Origin of the sequence: Paucisalibacillus globulus DSM 18846, assembly GCF_000482485.1 — a bacterium.
In the GTDB taxonomy this organism is placed as follows: Bacteria; Bacillota; Bacilli; order Bacillales; family Amphibacillaceae; genus Ornithinibacillus; species Ornithinibacillus globulus.
The window spans coordinates 112,367-132,903 of the sequence record NZ_AXVK01000001.1; the positions used below are offsets into that span (position 1 = coordinate 112,367).

Sequence of the window (20,537 nt, forward strand, 5' to 3'; positions counted from 1 at the left end):
GACTTGTAATTACCGTTATCTCGCTTATTGCAATTTAACTGGTTTACAAAAACCTTTTTGTTAGTATCCCTTGGCGTTGAGATATCTTCTAACAAAAGGGTTTTATTTCATTAGATTATCTTTCGTCAACACCCCATTTGTTTTTTTAACACATTTTAAGTTTAGCATCATCATTTTCCAACACTAACACCTCATTTGTGTCTAACAATTGGTTAGTTGCTTCCTCGACCCTACACTAGTATTTTGAGCCAATTTAAAATTTCTATACACAACTTTTTAAAAAAGTGTCGAAAATCGTATGAGAGTTTCCTTTGGAATTTGTACACTTAAATGATAAAATTTTAAACAAGTGAAAAATGTAGGGGGAAAGCTTGTGGAACCGTTATTACATATTAAAGATCTGGTTGGGGGCTATACCCATAAAAATGTTCTCCATGGTGTTTCATTTGATGTAAATGCTAACGAGATTGTTGGATTAATCGGTCTGAATGGTGCCGGTAAAAGTACTACCATTAAGCATGTTATTGGATTAATGCAACCGAAAAAAGGCTCCATTTCAGTAAATGGGAAAACATTTAAAGAAAACCCATCAGAATACCGTAATCAGTTAGCATACATACCAGAGATGCCAATTCTTTACGATGAATTAACATTATATGAGCATCTTCGTTTAACTGCGATGGCTTACAATATTCCAGAGGATGTCTTTGAAAAAAGACTTCAAGTACTATTAAAAGAATTTCGTCTAGAAAAGAAATTAAAGTGGTTCCCAGTTCATTTCTCAAAAGGAATGCGGCAAAAGGTAATGATTATGTGTGCATTCTTAATTGAACCACCACTTTATATTGTGGACGAGCCTTTTGTTGGATTAGATCCACTTGGAATCCAGTCTTATTTGCAATTAATGGATGAAATGAAACAGAATGGGTCTGGAATACTAATGTCAACTCATATCCTGGCAACAGCAGAACGGTATTGTGATCGATTTGTTATTCTTCATGATGGGGAAGTAAGAGCACTTGGAACGTTAGAGGAATTAAGAGAGCAGTTTGATATGCCGCAGGCCACACTGGATGATCTTTATGTGCAGCTAACAAAGGAAGATAGCCATGTTTAATTCACATGACCTATTTATGAAACGTTTTAACACGCATTTAAAGGATATGAGTAGGTACTTAAAGTATATATTCAATGGCCATATTGCGTTTGCTATGTTGTTTTTTATTGCGGCACTTGCTTATTACTATCAGCAGTGGTTATCCACACTACCAGAAAATTTTCCAACGGCATGGATCATGGGAATTGTTTTAGGGATAGTTGTTAGCTATAGTCCTGTTCGTACCTTATTAAAAGAGCCGGATTTAGTATTCCTTATTCCAGCGGAGCATAAAATGGGTGCCTATTTTCGGAATGCGCTTATTTATAGTTTTGTCATTCAACTCTATATGGTTGCAATTGTTGTAGCGGCGTTTGGTCCACTATACTTTGCTTCTTATCCAGAACGCTCTGGTGATACATATTTGCTGACGATTGCTGTAGTTCTTATTTTTAAACTGTGGAATCTAATAGCGAATTGGTGGATGTTAAGAATTCGGGAAAAAAGTATTCGTACCATTGATCAAATTGCGAGGTTACTTTTAAATATAGCCGTAATTTATTTCCTTATTAGTGGAGAAGTGCTAGTAGCTGGAATTACGACGATTTTATTTGTCATTGTTTTTTTATATGACCTAAGCCTATCACGTAAACAAACAGGACTTGCATGGGAATTACTTCTTGAAAAGGACCAAAATCGTGCGCAGTCATTTTATCGTTTTGCTAATTTATTTACGGATGTACCACATCTGAAAAATCGAATAAAATCCCGTCACTGGTTAGTATCTATTATAAACAAACGAATTCCATTTGATAGAAAAAATACGTACGATTACTTATACAGAATTACGTTTATACGTGGTGGGGATTACTTATCCATGTATCTTAGATTAATTGTATTAGGTGGATTATTTATATACTTCATTCCAAATATATGGATAAAAGTAATCTTTGCTATCCTTTTTGTGTATATGAGTAGTTTTCAAATGATGACGTTGTATCAACATCATAGGACGATTATGTGGTTAGATTTGTACCCAGTGGAAGTAGAAAGTAGAAGGAAAGCATTAATAAAATGGTTGGTGCAGTTGGCGATTATACAAACTATTATATATGCAATTGTATTTTTGGTTACTGGGGCATACTTGGGATTTGTCGTTACATTAGTAGGTGGAATTCTATTTACTTATCTTTTTACAAATGGGTATGTAAAGCAGAAGTTGGCATAGAGAAAGGGGTCATTGGAAGCATTCCAGTGACCCCTTTAATTATTTAATCTTGATAAGCAAAGTACGCTCCGATTAATGTCTTTGCTGCTATAAGCATTGCTCTTTCGTCAAAGTCAAAATTGGGATGATGATGTGGATAGTGATTTCCTTCTTTTTCTGCGCCTGTAAAGAAAAATGCTCCTGGTTTTTCTTGCATATAATAAGCAAAGTCTTCACCACCCATTACCGGGATAATATCTTCTACTTTTTCCACCTCAGGTACTTTGCTACTGACTTCCATGACAAGTTCTGCTTCAGCAGGGTGATTTACAAGAGGAGGGTAACCTTTATCATAATTAAAGGTATACGTACATTCATTAGCCAGACAAACACCTTTAATAATCTTTTCCATTTCCTGGATTACCTTTTCTTGTATTTCAGTATTCAGGTGACGTACAGTACCAACTAACTTAGCGGTATCAGCAATTATATTAAACGCATTACCTGCTTCAAACATACCGACTGTGATTACTGCAGTTTCGAGTGGGTCGAGTCTTCTACTAACTATTTGTTGGAGTTGGGTTACGATTTGAGAACCTATAACAATGGAATCCTTTGTCTCATGCGGGTAAGCGCCGTGTCCACCTTGACCTTGGATAATAATCTCGAATCTGTCAGCACCTGCCATCATGACATTCTTTGACGTTTGAATAGTACCAACAGGAGTAGTTGCCCATAGATGATTTCCGAATACAGCATCAACATCCTTTAATGCACCAGCCTCAATCATTGGTTTTGCGCCACCAGGAGCATACTCTTCTGCATGCTGGTGGATAAATACAATGCTTCCAGGTAGTTGATCTTGATAGGATTTCATTACTTTAGCTAGTGTTAGAAGTGTTGCTGTATGCCCATCATGTCCACAGGCGTGCATGACTCCATCTATTTTAGATTTATATGGGACATCTTTAGCATCCTGGATAGGAAGGGCATCAAAGTCTGCACGTAAAGCAATGGTTTTACCAGGTTTAGCTCCTTTTAATGTAGCAACAACACCATTTCCTCCAACACCTTTTTTATATGGAATATCTAATCCCTCATAAAAATTAGCTATGTATTGAGCGGTTTTATATTCTTTAAAAGATAATTCTGGATGTTGATGTAAATAACGACGAATTTCTACTGTTTCCGGATATAAATCCTCAATGGACTTATGGATTTTATGCAACATACGTATTCCCCCATCCTGAATTTTTTACTATTATATCATCCTTTCTGAAAAATTAATTTAAAATTACTATTATTTAAGCTATGATTAAGACAATATGAAAATGAATTTCGGAGGGACAAGACTTGAAAAGGAGTCATATCGTTTTTACGTCATTTTTAATTATTATGTTAGGTGTAATCAGTATCTGGATTTTTAAAATTACTCGTGGGGATATTCCTTACGTGGATAAGTGGACAAGGGCCCTCGTCGATACCTTTCCCGATACATATATTTATACGTTCTTTCGTACGGTGACTAACTTAGGTTCGGAATCTTTTATGTATCCATTTACTGCAGTAATAACCATTATACTCATCATCCTATTTCGTGATTGGTTACCTGGATTAACATTTGGTTTAGGAATTTTTATAACCCATCAAGTGAATAAATTAATAAAGATTTTAGTAAGTAGAGAACGACCTTCTATTCTTGTGGAAGCTAATGCAGTAGGCGAAAGTTTTCCTTCGGGACATGCAATGGTTCCGATTGTATGTTATGGGTTGTTAGCTTATTTTCTAGCCAAAAAAATAAAATCTACGACCGTAGTGTTATTCATCCAAATCATCTTTGCCTTACTTGTTTTTTTGATTGGAATAAGTAGATATGTTATTAATGTTCATTATATAACCGATATTGTTGCAGGATTCGTCTTTGGATTTTTATGTTTACTCCTACTAATTTATTTCTATGAATGGATTAATAAGTTGCGGAATCGGTCTTAAGTCGGAGATAAAAGCATTCCCTAGTTGGTTTTCCCTTCTTTCAATAATGACTAAGATAGAAGTAACAAGAGAAGAAGAAGGGAGCATTTCACATGGATGCTATTGCCGAGCAGGATAAAATAAAGGTTCCAATTTTTCATAACCGTAGTTTTGTTCTTTTATTAATAAGTGCTTTATTTTCATCACCTGGTTACTTTGTTTATTTAATTGGTGCCGAGTGGCTAATGCTTACAATAACGGATAATCGATTTTACTTTGGAATGTTGTTTTTTGTGGCAGCAATCCCAAGATTAATTTTATTAGTTGTCGGAGGGATAATTGCAGATCGGGTAAATAAACGGACGATTCTATTTTGGTCAGATTTTACTCGAGCAATATTAATTGGTATTTTAATTGTGTTAATCTCTACGGATACAGTTGCTATATGGCATTTGCTAGTTTTATCAGGATTGTTTGGTATTTCTGATGCATTTAGCTATCCAGCCATGCAATCTTTAATTCCAACTTTACTTGAAGAGGATCAATTACAAAGAGGGAATTCTTTTATTCAAATGACTGCCCAAATTAGTCCTATTCTTGGGCCAGCGCTTGGTGGAACGCTGATAGCTCTTTTAGGTTTTACTGGGGTGTTCTCAGTGGCATGTGTTCTTCTGCTTTTAGCTTCTATTGCAGTATTATTTATTCGTGTGAAGGAAAGCGAGGAAAGTAACGAAGAAAATCATACACCATTAGCAGATTTAAAAGAAGGTTTTCTGTATGCTCGTAAAAATGAACTTATTATCTCAGTCGTAATTATGGCTTTGTTCTTAAACTTATTCTTTTCGGGGCCAATTGCAATAGGTATGCCGGTTATCGTAAAGGATATCTTTGAAGGTAGTGCTGTAAGTCTTGCAACAATTCAAACATCTATGGGCGTTGGAGCTTTACTAGGAGCAATATTACTTGCTAGCTGGAAATTAAAAAAACCTGGAAAAGTGGTAATTAGTGGCCTAATTGGTCTAGGAATTGCATTTAGTACGATGGGAATGTCTACTAATATTTGGATGATGGCAGGATTAGTAGCCCTTATGGCAGTGTTGACACAAATTATCAATATCCCATTAATTACTATGCTACAGCAAACAACTGATAAACGTATGCTTGGTAGAATGATGAGCATGTTTATGACAGTATCAACTGGGCTAACACCAATTTCCTATGTTGTAACTTCTTCACTTATTGCTGTTGGTGTTAGTATTCAATGGACTATTGTTGTAAGCGGAGCTATAGTAACCCTTATTGCAATCTACAACTTAAGAAATAAAAAAATACTGGAATTCAAATTATCATAAGGGAGAGAGACCAATGAAACGTGGATTTTTCCGATTCTTAGTCGCAGCTGTATTAATCATATTTGGTGTCGTATTAGTATTAGAGAATATTGGCTTACTTGAATTTAATAGTAAAAATGCTTGGAGTTATATTTATCCATCAATCTTTATCCTATTTGGCATAAAATGGATGATAGATCGTATGAGACATCGAGGAGGGAGTTGGATCTGGGGATCCTTCTTCTTTATCTTCGGATCCTTGCTTTTATTAGATCGGTTTGATGTGATTGTGTTTGCATTTAATGATGTGTTCAAATTATGGCCATTACTAATTGTTTATGTAGGATTTTTATTTATTGGAAAATCTTCGAGACCAAATGTAATTATTCATAAAGATGGTACAACATTCGAAAAAGAAGATAATTCTTCATTCTTTACTGTAGGAAGTCATGAGTTTAATAAGCCGAATTGGAAGGTGGAGCCGACAACAATCAAGACACTGGCAGGAGATTTTTACTATGACTTTACAAAAGCATATATTCCAGAAAAAGAAATTCCCTTCACCATCAGTTCTTTGGCGGGAGATGTCCATATACTTATTCCTGAAAATCTTGAATTCCAAGTCAATGCTTCTGTTAAGGCAGGGGATATCGATATAGTAGGGCAGTCTGTTGATGGTATTAATCGTTCCCTACAGTATGTGACACCTAATTATGATAACGCAACTAAAAAGATAAACTTTAATTTGAAATTAAAAGCAGGTTCCATCCGGGTTGACTATGTTTAATAAGGGGAGAGTACGATGAAAAAGCGGTTTTCCAGTATTCGGTATAGTTATATTATCTCGCACTTTAACGGACTTTTTCTAACATTAATTACTATTTTAGCTATTTTATTATCAATCTATGTCTTAGTAAGTCCCAAATGGCTAACCTCAAATAGTATCTTTTTATTTATTGGTCTATACGGGGTAATTGCATTCTTCATTTCTGTTTATGTAGGATTTCGATCAAGTGGAGATTTGAAACAGCGGATGGATTATTTATCTGTATTAATTACTCAATTTGCTAATGGTAACTATCAATCTAAAATATATTTTAATGAGGGGGACGAGCTTTCGCGAATTGGTAATGAATTGAATGAACTTGGCGAAAAACTACAGAGCCAAGTGAAATCCCTTCAACGGCTTGCAGATGAGAAAGCGGAATTAGCAAAGTCAGCACATAAATCAGCGGTAATTGAAGAGAGACAGCGGATTGCAAGGGATTTACATGATGCTGTCAGTCAGCAGCTTTTTGCACTTTCGATGATGTCTGAAGCGGCTGTTAGGCAGATAGATAATAATCCTAAATTAGCGAAAGAACAAATGGTAGAAGTAGCAAGTGCATCACATCAGGCACAATCTGAAATGCGAGCTCTTCTACTTCATCTGAGACCTGTTCATTTATCTGGTGATCCATTGCCAAAAGGGATTACGAAGCTAGTAGAAGAGTTAAAGCAAAAGTCACAAATTAATTTCCAGTTAGAAATTGAGGAATCGTTAAAATTATCCGAAGCAACGGAAGAGCATGTATTTCGAATTATACAAGAGTCCTTATCGAATATTTTGCGTCACGCTAATGCTACAGAAGTAAAAATAGAGTTTGTTAAACGGGGAAGGGAGCTTTTTATTCATATCGCTGATAATGGCAAGGGATTTGACCTTTCTAATGATAATGAGAAAAAGACTTCATACGGCTTGAAAACGATGAAGGAACGTAGTGAGGAGTTAGGAGGTACCTTTACCATTAGGTCTAATATGGAAGAAGGCACTTATATTGATATTCGAATACCATGTTAATAGAGATTTGTTTTAAGGGGAGGAATAGTAATGATTCGTGTAATTGTGGTTGATGATCATGAAATTGTAAGAAAAGGCATCATTGCATACCTACAGACTGATCCGGAAATTGATGTCATCGGTCAGGCGAGTAGTGGAAATGATGGGGCAAAACTTATACTTAACGAGAAACCGGATGTTGTATTAATGGATCTAATGATGGATAACGGTACTGGTATTGAAGCAACGAAACTAGTAATGCAGGATTATCCAACATGCAAGATTATTATTCTTACAAGCTATTATGATGACCAGCAAGTATTTCCAGCACTAGAGGCTGGTGCGTTTAGCTATCTTTTGAAAACTTCTTCAGCCGATGAAATAGTAACGGCTATCAAAAAAGCAGTAAAAGATGAAAATGTCATTGAACCTAAAGTTGCTAGTAAAATGATGACTAGTTTCCGTGGAGAGAAAAGAAAACTTCACGACGAATTGACGGAACGGGAAATGGAAGTTTTATTATGTATTGGTAATGGGATGACAAACCAGGAAATCAGTGAGAAGTTATATATAGGTATTAAAACGGTTAAGACGCATGTAAGTAATATTCTAGCTAAATTAGATGTGCATGACCGGACGCAGGCAGCGGTATATGTTCATAAGAATAGTTTGTTGAACTCTTGAGGGTGAAGCCCTCTTTTTTGTTTTTTAATTCAATTCCTAGTATAATACTAGGGAAATTACAAATTGAGGAGAATACCTGAATGGATAATTCAAAAAAGATGGAGAATTTTCTGCTTGGTATATGGGGTGTAGCTGTTATTGCTACAGCAGGAAGTTTGTTTTTCTCGGAAGTATTGAAGTATGAACCGTGTGAATTATGTTGGTACCAACGGATTCTCATGTACCCATTAGTCATTATTTATGGTACAGCTTTATTTAATAAGAATTTAGCCACTGCTTTACCTGGATTATTACTAAGTGGTATAGGCATGTGTGTGTCTACATATCATTATTTTATACAAAAGTTACCTGCATTAAATGAAGTAGGCGGTGCTTGCGGATTAGTACCATGTAATTTTCAATATGTGAATTACTTTGGTTTTATAACAATTCCATTTATGGCCGGAACAGCATTTATACTAATTTTTGTAACACATCTAATACTTTTAAAACAAGCTAGGGGGAAATAATTATGCAAAAGAAAATGATAGCAATCATCGCTGCCGTTGTAGTTTTATTCGGTGCATTATTCTTCGTTATTAGTTTTAAGAATGACAAAGCCATGGAAAACAACCCATATGGAACAGATAAGCTAAAACAATCAACTATTGACCAGTTAAATAACCCTAACTATGGCAACCAAATTTTACCGGATGAGTTAGTTGAGAAAGTTAATAGTGAGAAAGGGCTTACGGTTTATTATTACAGTCCAGAATGTTCATTTTGTTTAGCGACTACACCATATTTAGTACCTTTAGCAGAGGATATGGATGTAGATATGAAAAAATTAAACTTGTTAGAATTTGCACCTGAAGTTCAACAATTTGCAATCCAGTCAACACCAACCCTTGTTCATTATGAAGATGGTAAGGAAGTTGCTCGTTTAGAGGGGCAGCAAGACGAAGATGTGTATGCTGCGTTCTTTGAGGAGTATGTGCTGAAATAAAGGGTTAGTTCAATTACGTAAGTATTGCTCTTAAAAGGACAGACCCCTGATAATGTAATTTATTTCATGCTAAAATTACATTGTCAGGGGTCTGTTCCAAATTTTAGAGGTAACCTTACTCCTTCTCAATCATATTATAGGTATTCACAAATGGTCTTTCTGCAAAATATGCTGGTGGTTTTGTTCCAGAGTGAGCTTTCTTAAATCCCTCCGAGTTTGTCCATTGTTCATAGCTACTTGAAGAATCCCATTGGGTTAAAACTACATATGTATTTCCTTTAACTGGTTTTAATAGACGAAATGCTTGGAATCCTCTTTGATTATCCACATCACCTTTTCTTTTCTTAAAGTTATACTCAAATACTGGTTTACCCTCGTCTGTTACAGGGATATTGTTCATTACCACATAACCTTTTTCTTGAATGTCTCCAGATTGAATAAGGACTTCATAGCTTCTTCCTGCTTGGAACACTTTTTGTTTGGTACCTTCATAATAGGCAACCTCATTGGAAGGGCCGGTCATAAAGTGGAATTTGATAGCTGGATATTTATTAGATAACTTCATAAGAAAATCAATGGTTCCATTTGTCATATATGCTTTCATAAGGATACTCCTTTCTTAAATCTCTAGTGATAATTATTATTAATAAATAATAGTTATTACTTTAAATTTAGGATGAATAATCGTATAATAGAGTTCGTAGGATGGTTTAGATGATTATAGTACCTATTGTATCGTAAAGTAATTGGAAATATAACTATTCTACTAATTGTGTTTGATTGTATCCCTAGCGAGCAACTTAATTCGACAAAATATTTCCTGGGTAATACCAGGCTGTTTTTAGTAGATGGTTGTTAATTACAGAATTTGTATAAACTGCGCGGTAACTAATAATTTTTGGTAGCGCATCGTACCCGCTCCGGAAATACACTTCGCTTTTACTTTCGAGCACAGGGGCGACATCTGCTCGAAAAAACCATCGCAGTGTCTACCTTGCCGTGGGCGGATGGTGAGCCTCCTCACTCCTTCGTCGTTGCGGGGTCTCACCTATGCCTATCCTCCCACAGGAGTCTCCGTGTATTTCCGGAGCTGGATTTTAGCACTACACCTACTCCATTCCTAAGAGTGAGGAAATGTTTACAGTAGTTACATCGCATTTTCCATCAACTGTGATAAAAAGCAACAAATATTTTAGAATTAGCCTAATGTGATGCAAGTCTTACTAATTTTAAATTAGACAATTTAATGACAAAACGGTTTCTTTCTATACATTAGATGTCGAAATCAGTATAGTAGAATAGGATAGTTAAAAATGATGGTCTTTTCCAAAAAAACACATAAAAGGTATGGATACAAGTTAAGAAATCCAAAAGGGTGAAAAAAAATGAATTTTAATGATACAATCATTCGTGCTTATAAGGGTGAAACAACTGAATACACACCTGCATGGTTTATGAGACAAGCAGGAAGATCACAGCCTGAGTACAGAGAACTCAAAAAAAAGTATTCATTATTTGAAATTACCCACCGTCCAGAGATTTGTGCTTATGTAACTAGACTTCCTGTAGAACAGTATAATGTAGATGCTGCGATTCTATATAAAGATATCATGTCACCACTTCCAGCAATTGGTGTTGATGTTGAAATTAAATCAGGTATTGGACCAGTTATTGATAATCCTATAAAAAGTATTCAGGATGTTGAAAAGTTGGGTACAATAAACCCTGAGGAAGATGTTCCTTATGTTTTAGAAACCATCAAGTTGTTAACAGAAGAACAGTTATCGGTTCCATTAATTGGATTTAGTGGTGCCCCATTTACACTAGCAAGTTATTTAATTGAAGGTGGACCATCTAAAACCTACGGAAAAACAAAAGCATTTATGTATGCTAATTCTGAGGCCTGGTTTGCTTTAATGGAAAAGCTCGCAGACATGACAATTACTTATGTTAAATCACAAATTAAAGCTGGAGTAAAAGCGGTTCAAATATTTGATTCTTGGGTTGGAGCTTTAAATACTCGTGACTATCGCATGTTTATTAAACCAGTGATGAATCGTATTTTTAGTGAGTTGAAAAATGAAAATGTTCCACTTATTATGTTTGGTGTTGGTGCAAGTCACCTTTTACTAGAGTGGAATGATTTACCGGTGGATGTTATTGGACTCGACTGGAGAACTTCCATTAAAGAGGCAAGAGAACTAGGGGTTACCAAAGTGCTTCAAGGTAATTTAGATCCTGCTATTTTACTCTCTGATTGGGAGAACATTGAAACTAGAACAAAAGAAATATTGGATCAATCTAAAGCTGATGGCAGACATGTGTTTAACTTAGGGCATGGTGTTACGCCAGATGTAAAACCAGAAACATTAAAGAGACTTACTGAATTAATTCATACTTATTCGAAACGTTAAATTGATTCAAAACTTACATGAAGAGGTGTAGGAAAATGGAAAGAAAGAAATTAGGACTACTTATTATGGCGTATGGTACTCCATATAAAGAAGAAGATATTGAACCGTATTACACACATATTAGACATGGAAGAAAGCCTTCCGATGAGCAATTACAAGATTTGAAAGATCGTTATAAGGCTATTGGTGGAACTTCTCCATTAGCACGTATCACAGAGGAACAAGCGAAGGCAATCGAAGCGAAGTTAAACGAAATGCAAGACGAATTTGAGTATAAAGCATATATTGGTTTAAAACATATTGCACCATTTATTGAAGATACTGTTGCAGAAATGGGGAAAGATGGTATTAAAGAAGCGGTTTCTCTAGTACTAGCACCACATTACTCAACTTTTAGTGTGAAATCATATAATACTCGTGCAGCAGAAGAAGCAGCTAAACATGGTATAGAAATTAAAGCAGTAGAAAGTTGGTATGATGCACCAGGATTTATTCAATATTGGGCAGATCATATTAATGCAGAATATGATAAAATGTCTGCCGAAGAACGTGAAAAAGCAGTTCTTATTGTGTCAGCACATAGTTTACCAGAAAAGATTTTACAAAATGGTGACCCATATCCAGAACAATTAGCAGAAACTGCAAGATTAATCGCAGAAAAAGCTGGAATTAAGAATTACGAGTTAGGCTGGCAGAGTGAAGGAAATACTCCAGATCCTTGGTTAGGACCAGATGTACAAGATTTAACTCGCGCAGTATATGAAGAGAAAGGCTATCGTGCATTTGTTTATGCACCAGTAGGTTTTATTGCTGATCATTTAGAAGTTTTATATGACAATGACTATGAATGTAAAGTGGTTTGTGATGAATTAGGGGTTAACTACTATAGACCTTCTATGCCAAACACACATCCGTTATTTATCGAAACGTTAGCTTTAGTGGTACAAAATAAAGTTAAGCGTGATGCGTAATGGAAAAACAAACAATCGTAATAATAGGTGGCGGGATAACTGGGTTATCCGCTGCCTATTATTTACATAAAAATATTAAAGAAAATAATTTACCATACCAAATTAAACTGGTAGAAGCTGGCAAACGCTTGGGTGGTAAGATAAATACTTATAAACGTGATGGATTTATCATTGAACGTGGTCCTGATTCAATTATTGCTAGAAAAAAACCAGGAGTAAAACTTGTTGAAGAACTAGGATTGAAGGATCAAATGGTTCGTAATGGGACCGGCCAGTCCTATATTTTAGTTCAAGGGAAGCTTCATAAGATGCCTAAAGGTGCATTTATGGGAATTCCAATGGAAATCGATCCTTTCTTGCAATCTGAACTTGTTTCCTCATCAGGAAAAGAACGTGCATTACTTGATTTAGAAATGGGAAAAGGGGAAGAAATGGTTGATCAATCATTAGGTTCTTTCTTGCGACGCCGTTTCGGAGATGAGCTAGTTGATAATGAAATTGAACCATTATTATCTGGTATCTATTCTGGGGATATTGATGAAATGAGTTTAATGGCGACATTCCCTAATTTTTATCAATTAGAACAAAAATATGGTAGTTTGATTAAAGGATTAAATGAAGTAATGCCAAAACCCGCTAAAACAACTGGAAAAACTCCAGGAGTGTTTTTCTCATTTGAAGATGGGTTAGAAGTAATAGTTGATAAGTTAGTAGAAAAACTTGATCAGCAATCCATACTGTTAGAGACTCCAGTGGATCATGTGGAGAAAAAAGAAACTGGATATCACATAGTATTAGGAAATGGCGATGTAATAAAAGCAGCAGCTGTTATTGCAACGACTTCACATCAGACTTTACCGAAGATGTTTAAAAACTATGATTTCCTGAACATATTTAATGATGTTCCCTCCAGTTCTGTTGCTAATGTGGCGCTTGCATTTGATCAATCCGCAATTAAACAGGATATTGACGGTACTGGGTTTGTTGTATCCCGTAACAGTGATTTCCGTATTACTGCATGTACATGGACACATAAAAAGTGGCCATCTTCTACACCAGAAGGAAAAGCATTAATTCGTTGTTATGTTGGTAGACCAAGTGATCATGAGATTGTTGATTTACCGGATGATGAATTAATTGAAATTGTTTTAAAGGATTTAAATAAAACAATGAATATTACTGCAAAACCAGATTTCAGTGTGATTTCACGCTGGAAGAATGTTATGCCACAGTATACGGTAGGACATTTGGAACGGATAGAGCAGGTGCGGGTTGAGGCAAATGAACAGCTACCAGGAGTGTACTTTGCTGGAAGTTCCTTTGAAGGTGTTGGAATTCCTGATTGCATAGACCAAGCAGAGAAGGCAGTATATCAAGTGATGGAATTTTTAAAAGGTGAATAACATAATATCAACGGCATTTGCTAAATTGCAAGTGTCGTTTAGTTATATATGCAACAAACTTTGAGGAGTACTATAGTCATTTTAAAAACAGATTCATTGTATTTTTATTTGCTTTCTCGATAGAACCAGTCTAAAGGACAGATTTACCCGTAATTCGGCAAACTCTGTCCGATAGAACCCATCTAAAGGACAGACTGCCCGTAATTCGGCAAACAATGTCTAATAGAACCCGTCTAAAAGACAAATTCTCTGCTTTTCCTGTAACTTTGCCTATTAAACTAACCTAAAAGACAATTTTATAGAATTGCTATCCAAAACATAAAAAATCGCCTAGAATCAATAAAGAATTCTAAGGCGATTTTACACTTTATGAGATATTACTCGTAGCTCTTCTCTAACTCATCCACTAGCGAACCAACAAAAGCAACTGCTTCTCGAATTGCATCAGGCTTAGACATATCTACTCCAGCTTTTTTGATTAAATCAAGTGGTTTTAAAGTTCCACCTGCTCTAAGAACATCTAACCAGCTATCAACAACTGGTTTTCCTTCTTCTTGAATACGTTTTGCAACAGCAGTTGATACTGTTAACCCAGCAGAATACGTATAAGGATATAAGCCCATATAATAGTGAGGTTGTCGCATCCATGTTAGTCCAGCGCCTTCATCAAATGTAACCGAGTCACCCCAGAAGCTTTCCAGTGATTCTTGTTTTTGCTGTGTTAATACAGAGGCTGTTAAAGGAGTACCAGCTTCTGCTAATTCATAGACACGGCGTTGGTATTGACCTTCAAGTAAATGCGTAACAAAGTTATGGTAATACGTACCTAATAGTTGGGTAATAATCCAACGCTTCATGCGCTTATCATCCGTTTGACTCATTAAATGATTTGCTAAAAGTAACTCATTTATTGTGGAAGGAGCTTCAACAAAATAGGTTGATGGTCTTGTGTTTAGTAATGTTTGATTTTTTCCTGCAAGATAGAAATGACCTGCATGACCTAGTTCATGTGCTAAAACAAAGGCTCCACGCATTGTATCTGTCCAAGTAATTAGAATATAAGGATGTACACCGTATGGACTGGAGCAGAATGCACCTGTTGCCTTACCTACGTTATCAGCAAGGTCAACCCAACGTTCATTTAATCCTTTTTCCATAATTTCCGTGTATTCTGGACCCATTACTTTTAAAGCATCTAGAATAACATTTTTTGCTTCTTCATACGTAGTTTTTGGATTAAACTCTGGATCTAGTGGTGCCTTTAAATCACAGTAACGCATTTCATCTAGACCAAGCTTTTCTTTCTTAAGTTTAGCGTAACGACGCATATGTGGTGCTAGTTCTTCTTGGATAACGATTAGTTGATTTTGATACATTTCTTTCGTTACCTGTTGTGGAGCTAATAGCATATCTGTGACAGATTCGTAGTTACGTAGACGAGCCATTGTTACCTGCTTGGTAACTTCTGTCGCATAGTTTGCAGCAAATGTATTTTTATATTGGTTTAATGTCTTTGTAAATGAATCGTATGCATTACGACGGAGCTTCGTATCAGCTTCTAACTCAAAGCGGTCTTCGTATAATGCTGCTGACATTGGTAATTCATTACCTTCTTCATCTTTAACGGAGTCAAAAACCATATCAGATGCTTTACTACGAGAATAAATCATATAAGGTGCACCATGAACTTCACTAAGTGCTGCTAATGTTTCCTCGATTTCCGGTGCTAATGTATGTGGTTTTTCTTCTAAAATATCATCTAGGACTTTTTTATAAGGCTGTAATGCTCTCTCTTCATTTAGGAATTTTTCAATTTTCTCTTCAGGCAGTGCTAATAGCTCGGATTGAATAAAGGATAGCTGTGCACTAATACTAGCTCCTGCTGAAGAAATTCTTGCGGAATCGCGTTGGTTTTCAGGGTCACTTCCATCGGCACTAGCTTTTAAACTGGCATATGTAAACACTCGAACCAAACGCTCACGGTAGTTCTCTAATGTTGTAAGACAGCTTAGTAATGTCTTTGCATCGTTCCCTAGCTTGCCTTTATACTGGGTAACTTCTGTAATATCCTCTTGAACTAGTTTCAGTTCTTTCTCCCAATCCTCAAATGTTGGAAATAAATCTGTTAAGTCCCATGTTTGTTCTTCTGGTACTTCAGACCGGATTAATCTTGTTGTTTTAGTAGTAGTTGTCATGTAATATTCCCCTTTCCCAAAAATTATTTCGGTAGTCTAAATATTATAATACAAATTTTAAATATTGGATATGATTTTGAATATTTTTTTATCGGTTTTTCACTTAATGAATTAGCATCGAGTGCATGTTTGTTTGAATAGAATATGACTTTACAGTTAATTCGAAACACAAAAAAATACAGCTATATAGAATAGCTGCGCCAAAGTTGTTTCCTATTATTATTAAGCATACAATTGGGAGGAATATAATTAATATATGTTTTATCTTGCGGGGTGATCACATTCTTCACAAATATTAATATAGCAGTCTGCCTGTTCGTTAATGTCTTGACCACAGCTTTGACACTTTTTCTTAGATAGATTTCGGAAAAACTCAAGCACATTTATCATCATGGAATAGTTCCTCCTTTAGTTTGTTAATTACATTGTATTATAACAGTATGTTATAGGTCAATACTGTGTTACAACAAATTTGTTTAGAGGTGATAAAAAATGAAGTTAACTGTTATTGGATATTGGGGTGGATTTCCTGCTCCAGAAAGTGCAACTTCCTGCTACTTATTAGAAAAGGATGATTTTACATTAATGATTGATGCTGGGAGTGGAGCATTATCAAGACTACAAAAGTATAAAAATGTGTTAGATCTTGACGCTTTAATACTTTCACATTATCACCATGATCATGTTGCAGATATTGGTGTTTTACAATACGCTTGGTTAGTTCAATCGTACGTCGTTGGTAATAAGGATATATTACCTGTTTATGCTCACACCGAGGATAAGGAAGGATTTGAAAAGCTAACTCATGAGTTTACTGAAGGGGTACCCTATGATCCAAGTGCTACGTTAGAGATTGGCCCATTTTCTATAACATTTTTAAAAACAAAGCATCCTGTCCCTTGCTATGGAATGCGAATTACAGATGGTGATAGTGTTCTTGTTTATACCGCAGATACAAGCTACCAAGAGGAATGGATTGAATTTAGTAAAGAGGCAGATTTACTCATAACGGATTGTAATTTTTATGCGGAACAGGATGGGTCACAAGCCGGACATATGACTAGCATCGATGGGGCAACTATTGCCACTCAGGCAAATGTGAAGGATTTGTTACTCAGTCACTTGCCGCAGTATGGTGATACGAAAGATTTAGTGGTCCAGGCAAGTACCATATTTAAGGGTGAAATTTATCTTGCGGAAGAAGGGCTAACTTGGCAAAAAAAATAAAATTAAAATTCTTTCTTTCCACTTGCATAAGAAAAACGATATTCTTTGCCTAGGTAATTTTTTTTAGATAAACTATTAGATAGAGCTAATTTTTTATTCTCAAGGAGGAGCATACGATGAAGTTCATTGACAATCAAGGCATAACAGATCCAATGATTAACTTAGCAATTGAAGAATATATCTTACAAAATTTTGGTGAGAAGGATACATATTTACTGTTCTACATCAATAAGCCTTCTATAATTATCGGTAGAAACCAAAACACGATTGAAGAAATTAATACAGATTATGTTGAAGAAAAGAATATTAAAGTTGTACGTCGTTTGTCTGGTGGCGGAGCGGTATACCATGATGAACAAAATCTTAACTTTAGCTTCATTACAAAAGACGATGGAGAAAGCTTCCACAATTTTGCAAAATTCTTAAAGCCAGTTATTGAAGTATTAAATGACTTAGGAGTTCCTGCTGAGCTTCAAGGAAGAAATGATGTTGCTGTAGAAGGACGTAAAATATCTGGTAATGCAATGTTTTCTACAAAAGGCCGCATGTTTAGTCATGGTACATTAATGCTTGATTCAGAGATTGAAGAAGTGGTAAAATCCCTAAAGGTTAAAAAAGAAAAAATTGAATCAAAAGGAATTAAATCTATCCGTAGCCGTGTTGCGAATATTTCTGAATTCCTTGATGAGAAAATTTCGATGGAAGATTTTAAGGAACGCATTCTAAAGCATGTCTTTAAAGTAGATGATGTGAAGGATGTTCCTCGTTATGAATTAACTGAAGAGGATTGGAAAAATATCCACAAAATTTCTGAGGAACGTTATCAAAAGTGGGAATGGAATTATGGTAAATCTCCTGCATTTAACGTTCAAGCATCACATAAATTCCCAACTGGACTTTTAGATGTTCGCTTTGATGTGAAAAAAGGTATTATTGAAAACTGTAAAATTTATGGAGATTTCTTCGGCCTAGGAGAAATAAAGGATTTAGAAGAAAAACTAGTCGGAATCAGGCACGAAAAGCAATCTATCAAACAAGCCCTAGAGGATGTTGACGTAGCACATTATCTAGGAAGAATCACAAAAGAAGATTTTGTGAATTTGTTATATTAATTTGTTAGCAGCTCACAAATTTGTGAGCTGCTTTTTATTGTATGAAAAAAATGGGAAAACTCCATACTACTAAAAAGGAGGAGTTTCCAATGGAAAAAAGAACGGAAAAACCAGAATTAAATACATTTACAATACTAAATCCGAATTTTGAACTTCCAACAGAAGGACATCCTGCACTAGAAAACCAGGAAAAACCATTATTAGGAGGAAATATTTCCGAAAATCAAGGAAGTGAATAATGAAAAAGGAGTAAAATTCAATTTTGTTGAAAAATGGCGATTATATGTATTATTTTGGTGATATATCTGCTAAATTAATACATATAGCCTCACCCTTTCTTATTTACAATGAAAGGATGAAATTTTATATGCTGAATGAAGAACTATATACCCCACTCCATGAAATAACTCCATTAACATTAGCTGTTGTTCCAAAGGAAGATAAGGCAGGGAAGATTCATACTTGTATTCTTGAGCGAGAGGCTACGTATGTAGTAGAATATTCTCCTAGTAAACTTATTGATTATGCATGTAGATTCTTTGGAAGTAGTCTAAAAGGGCGACAGGAGGGGACTCGTAATATCGCTGGAATTACACATAAAGCTCCTATTTCTGTTGACCCATCTAGTGGCATGTATTTCTTTCCAACTACTTCACCTACCAATGCTAGATGCTCCTGGATTGCACATTCCCATATTGACCATGTAAACCGCATATCAGCTAGCTCATCTGAAATTGTCTTCAAAAATGGCGAGAAGATTATTCTTGATGCATCTTATGGTTCACTCATGAATCAAATCCATCGCACAGCTCAATACAGATACCAACTAGACAATCGAATTAAGCATTCGCAGAAGCATAAGCCGGATCCTGATTCTGAGAAAGGGCCTTCCACATGATTTCCTGAACAATTTCTTCTACCTTTTTTCGAATGGCAGGATTAAAGTAATTTCGCTTTTCTTCCTTTCCTTTGCAGTAAAAGAGATAGGAGGAAAAAGAGTCATTTTTATTGATTAGCATCACTCGGAGCTTTTTGTTTTCCATTTTTACTCGTAATTGTCTACGTTCTGCCAGTGCATTTGTATTCATTTTTTCTAAGAGCTGTATATATGGTTCTTTTATTTTAAAGGATCCTTTTTGGATGTTCTGAATATCTTGCTGAACTACGACAATTGCCATCGAAAGAAAAAGAAAGCGAGAAGCGAGTTCTAATTCTTCATCTGTTAGATAGCGCATAAGTTACTCCTCCATTTTAAGAACGTTTGTTCTTATTATACGCCAAAGTGAATCAAAAATACACTATAAAATAAAATAAATAATGGAAAAAGTGGAAAGGGTAGAGGCTATACTATACTAGTAACTAGTGAATTGGTTGTCTAAACTTTGGTTAAAGCTTTTCATAATGGGAAAATTACATTAAAATGAAAGTATACATAAGACCTTGGATGGGGAGATTTACGTTAATGATTGTACATAGTATCATAACAGATTGGAAAACAGCAGTTCAAAATGATGAATTAGATCAATACATAATGGAGTTATTGCAGGATTACGAAAAGTTGGGACCGTTACCAGGGGTATTATTACCATTTATCGAAGCATTTCTCCCTTTTCTGCCATTAGTTGTTTTCGTTATGGCTAATGCTGCAGCGTATGGTCTACTAGAAGGATTTTTATTATCATGGGCTGGTTCAAGCTTAGGTGCAATTTTGGTTTTCTTGATTGTAAGGAACCTAGGTGACAAACGAATCTTTGTTGCAGTGCGAAAGAACAAGCAAGTTAAAAAAGTAACAGGTTGGTTGGAGAGACATGGATTTGGACCATTGTTTTTACTGATGTGTTTTCCGTTTTCGCCATCTGCTGTTATTAATGTTGTCGCCGGTTTGTCTAAAATTAACATGTACCAATTTATTTTAGCTGTCTTACTTGGAAAGTCGGTCATGATATTTTCCATTTCATACGTAGGATCTAGTATTGTGTCATTCGCACAAAATCCTACAAAAACTATAGTAGTCGGAGTATGTATCGTTCTTTTCTGGGTTATAGGGAAATTTATAGAAAATAAACTTCATCAGAAATCAAAGAACAAACAATTCGATTTAGAGGAAGGAAAATAAAAAATC

22 protein-coding genes are annotated in these 20,537 nt (G+C 35.5%); 17 read left to right on the top strand and 5 right to left on the bottom strand.

Going from position 1 to position 20,537, the window contains the following annotated elements; translation table 11 throughout:
* Positions 1-373: 373 nt before the first annotated feature.
* Together K332_RS0100590 and K332_RS0100595 are read left to right on the top strand one after the other, a co-directional pair.
* Entirely contained in the window at positions 374-1,117 is a 744-nt protein-coding gene (locus K332_RS0100590) for an ABC transporter ATP-binding protein (RefSeq protein WP_026905674.1), read from the top strand.
* Positions 1,110-2,324 carry an ABC transporter permease gene (locus K332_RS0100595; protein WP_026905675.1) on the top strand — a complete coding sequence of 405 codons (1,215 nt, stop codon included), beginning with the start codon at positions 1,110-1,112 and terminating at the stop codon, positions 2,322-2,324. The genes K332_RS0100590 and K332_RS0100595 overlap by 8 nt, the downstream gene beginning before the upstream one ends.
* 43 nt (positions 2,325-2,367) lie before the next feature.
* Here K332_RS0100595 and K332_RS0100600 read toward each other — a convergent pair whose 3' ends face one another.
* The gene (locus K332_RS0100600; protein WP_026905676.1) at positions 2,368-3,534 is read right to left on the bottom strand and encodes a M20 metallopeptidase family protein; all 1,167 of its coding nucleotides are present in this window, start codon (positions 3,532-3,534) and stop codon (positions 2,368-2,370) included.
* A 122-nt stretch (positions 3,535-3,656) separates the two neighbouring features.
* Here K332_RS0100600 and K332_RS0100605 point away from each other — a divergent pair, with 122 nt between their 5' ends.
* From K332_RS0100605 to K332_RS0100635, 7 genes are all read left to right on the top strand, one after another.
* Positions 3,657-4,295, top strand: coding sequence for a phosphatase PAP2 family protein (locus tag K332_RS0100605; protein WP_026905677.1), 639 nt, complete (start codon positions 3,657-3,659; stop codon positions 4,293-4,295).
* A 92-nt stretch (positions 4,296-4,387) separates the two neighbouring features.
* The gene (locus K332_RS0100610; protein WP_026905678.1) at positions 4,388-5,626 is read left to right on the top strand and encodes an MFS transporter; all 1,239 of its coding nucleotides are present in this window, start codon (positions 4,388-4,390) and stop codon (positions 5,624-5,626) included.
* Positions 5,627-5,639: 13 nt separating this feature from the next.
* Positions 5,640-6,392: a cell wall-active antibiotics response protein LiaF gene (gene liaF, locus K332_RS0100615; RefSeq protein WP_026905679.1), complete on the top strand. Its 753-nt coding sequence runs from the start codon at positions 5,640-5,642 to the stop codon at positions 6,390-6,392.
* Positions 6,393-6,407: 15 nt separating this feature from the next.
* Complete coding sequence (locus K332_RS0100620) at positions 6,408-7,445, top strand: sensor histidine kinase (protein WP_026905680.1); 1,038 nt, start codon at positions 6,408-6,410, stop codon at positions 7,443-7,445.
* Between the two features lie 30 nt (positions 7,446-7,475).
* Positions 7,476-8,108 (top strand): response regulator transcription factor, encoded by a 633-nt coding sequence (locus tag K332_RS0100625; protein WP_026905681.1) that lies wholly within the window; start codon positions 7,476-7,478, stop codon positions 8,106-8,108.
* An 80-nt stretch (positions 8,109-8,188) separates the two neighbouring features.
* Positions 8,189-8,617: a disulfide oxidoreductase gene (locus tag K332_RS0100630; protein WP_026905682.1), complete on the top strand. Its 429-nt coding sequence runs from the start codon at positions 8,189-8,191 to the stop codon at positions 8,615-8,617.
* A gap of 2 nt (positions 8,618-8,619) precedes the next feature.
* Positions 8,620-9,093: a thioredoxin family protein gene (locus K332_RS0100635; protein ID WP_026905683.1), complete on the top strand. Its 474-nt coding sequence runs from the start codon at positions 8,620-8,622 to the stop codon at positions 9,091-9,093.
* 115 nt (positions 9,094-9,208) lie between these two features.
* Here the strand turns inward: K332_RS0100635 and K332_RS0100640 are convergent, their stop codons facing one another.
* Complete coding sequence (locus K332_RS0100640) at positions 9,209-9,697, bottom strand: antibiotic biosynthesis monooxygenase family protein (protein WP_026905684.1); 489 nt, start codon at positions 9,695-9,697, stop codon at positions 9,209-9,211.
* A 781-nt stretch (positions 9,698-10,478) separates the two neighbouring features.
* Between K332_RS0100640 and hemE the strand changes: the two genes are divergently transcribed.
* From hemE to hemY, 3 genes are read left to right on the top strand one after another with little or no spacing between them, the layout of a single operon-like run.
* On the top strand, positions 10,479-11,507 hold the full coding sequence (gene hemE / locus K332_RS0100645) for a uroporphyrinogen decarboxylase (RefSeq protein WP_026905685.1): 1,029 nt from the start codon (positions 10,479-10,481) through the stop codon (positions 11,505-11,507).
* 35 nt (positions 11,508-11,542) lie between these two features.
* Entirely contained in the window at positions 11,543-12,478 is a 936-nt protein-coding gene (gene hemH / locus K332_RS0100650) for a ferrochelatase (protein ID WP_026905686.1), read from the top strand.
* Positions 12,478-13,881 (top strand): protoporphyrinogen oxidase, encoded by a 1,404-nt coding sequence (gene hemY / locus K332_RS0100655; protein ID WP_026905687.1) that lies wholly within the window; start codon positions 12,478-12,480, stop codon positions 13,879-13,881. The genes hemH and hemY overlap by 1 nt, the downstream gene beginning before the upstream one ends.
* A 377-nt stretch (positions 13,882-14,258) precedes the next feature.
* On the opposite strand, the gene pepF is transcribed toward hemY, so the two are convergent.
* Complete coding sequence (gene pepF / locus K332_RS0100660; RefSeq protein ID WP_026905688.1) at positions 14,259-16,076, bottom strand: oligoendopeptidase F; 1,818 nt, start codon at positions 16,074-16,076, stop codon at positions 14,259-14,261.
* A gap of 261 nt (positions 16,077-16,337) precedes the next feature.
* On the bottom strand, positions 16,338-16,469 hold the full coding sequence (gene yhfH, locus K332_RS23495) for a protein YhfH (protein ID WP_169727340.1): 132 nt from the start codon (positions 16,467-16,469) through the stop codon (positions 16,338-16,340).
* A 99-nt stretch (positions 16,470-16,568) separates the two neighbouring features.
* On the opposite strand from yhfH, the gene K332_RS0100670 reads away from it, so the two are divergent.
* The 4 genes from K332_RS0100670 (at position 16,569) to K332_RS21735 (ending at position 19,313) form a co-directional block, all read left to right on the top strand.
* On the top strand, positions 16,569-17,303 hold the full coding sequence (locus K332_RS0100670; RefSeq protein WP_026905689.1) for an MBL fold metallo-hydrolase: 735 nt from the start codon (positions 16,569-16,571) through the stop codon (positions 17,301-17,303).
* A gap of 116 nt (positions 17,304-17,419) precedes the next feature.
* Entirely contained in the window at positions 17,420-18,415 is a 996-nt protein-coding gene (gene lplA, locus K332_RS0100675; protein ID WP_026905690.1) for a lipoate--protein ligase, read from the top strand.
* 89 nt (positions 18,416-18,504) lie between these two features.
* The gene (locus tag K332_RS23845) at positions 18,505-18,654 is read left to right on the top strand and encodes a hypothetical protein (RefSeq protein WP_156914120.1); all 150 of its coding nucleotides are present in this window, start codon (positions 18,505-18,507) and stop codon (positions 18,652-18,654) included.
* Positions 18,655-18,782: 128 nt separating this feature from the next.
* Entirely contained in the window at positions 18,783-19,313 is a 531-nt protein-coding gene (locus K332_RS21735) for a competence protein ComK (protein WP_036687914.1), read from the top strand.
* Here K332_RS21735 and K332_RS0100690 read toward each other — a convergent pair.
* Complete coding sequence (locus K332_RS0100690) at positions 19,255-19,650, bottom strand: YhjD family protein (RefSeq protein ID WP_026905691.1); 396 nt, start codon at positions 19,648-19,650, stop codon at positions 19,255-19,257. The genes K332_RS21735 and K332_RS0100690 overlap by 59 nt on opposite strands.
* A 227-nt stretch (positions 19,651-19,877) precedes the next feature.
* On the opposite strand from K332_RS0100690, the gene K332_RS0100695 reads away from it, so the two are divergent.
* Complete coding sequence (locus K332_RS0100695; protein WP_026905692.1) at positions 19,878-20,531, top strand: TVP38/TMEM64 family protein; 654 nt, start codon at positions 19,878-19,880, stop codon at positions 20,529-20,531.
* Positions 20,532-20,537: the final 6 nt, after the last annotated feature.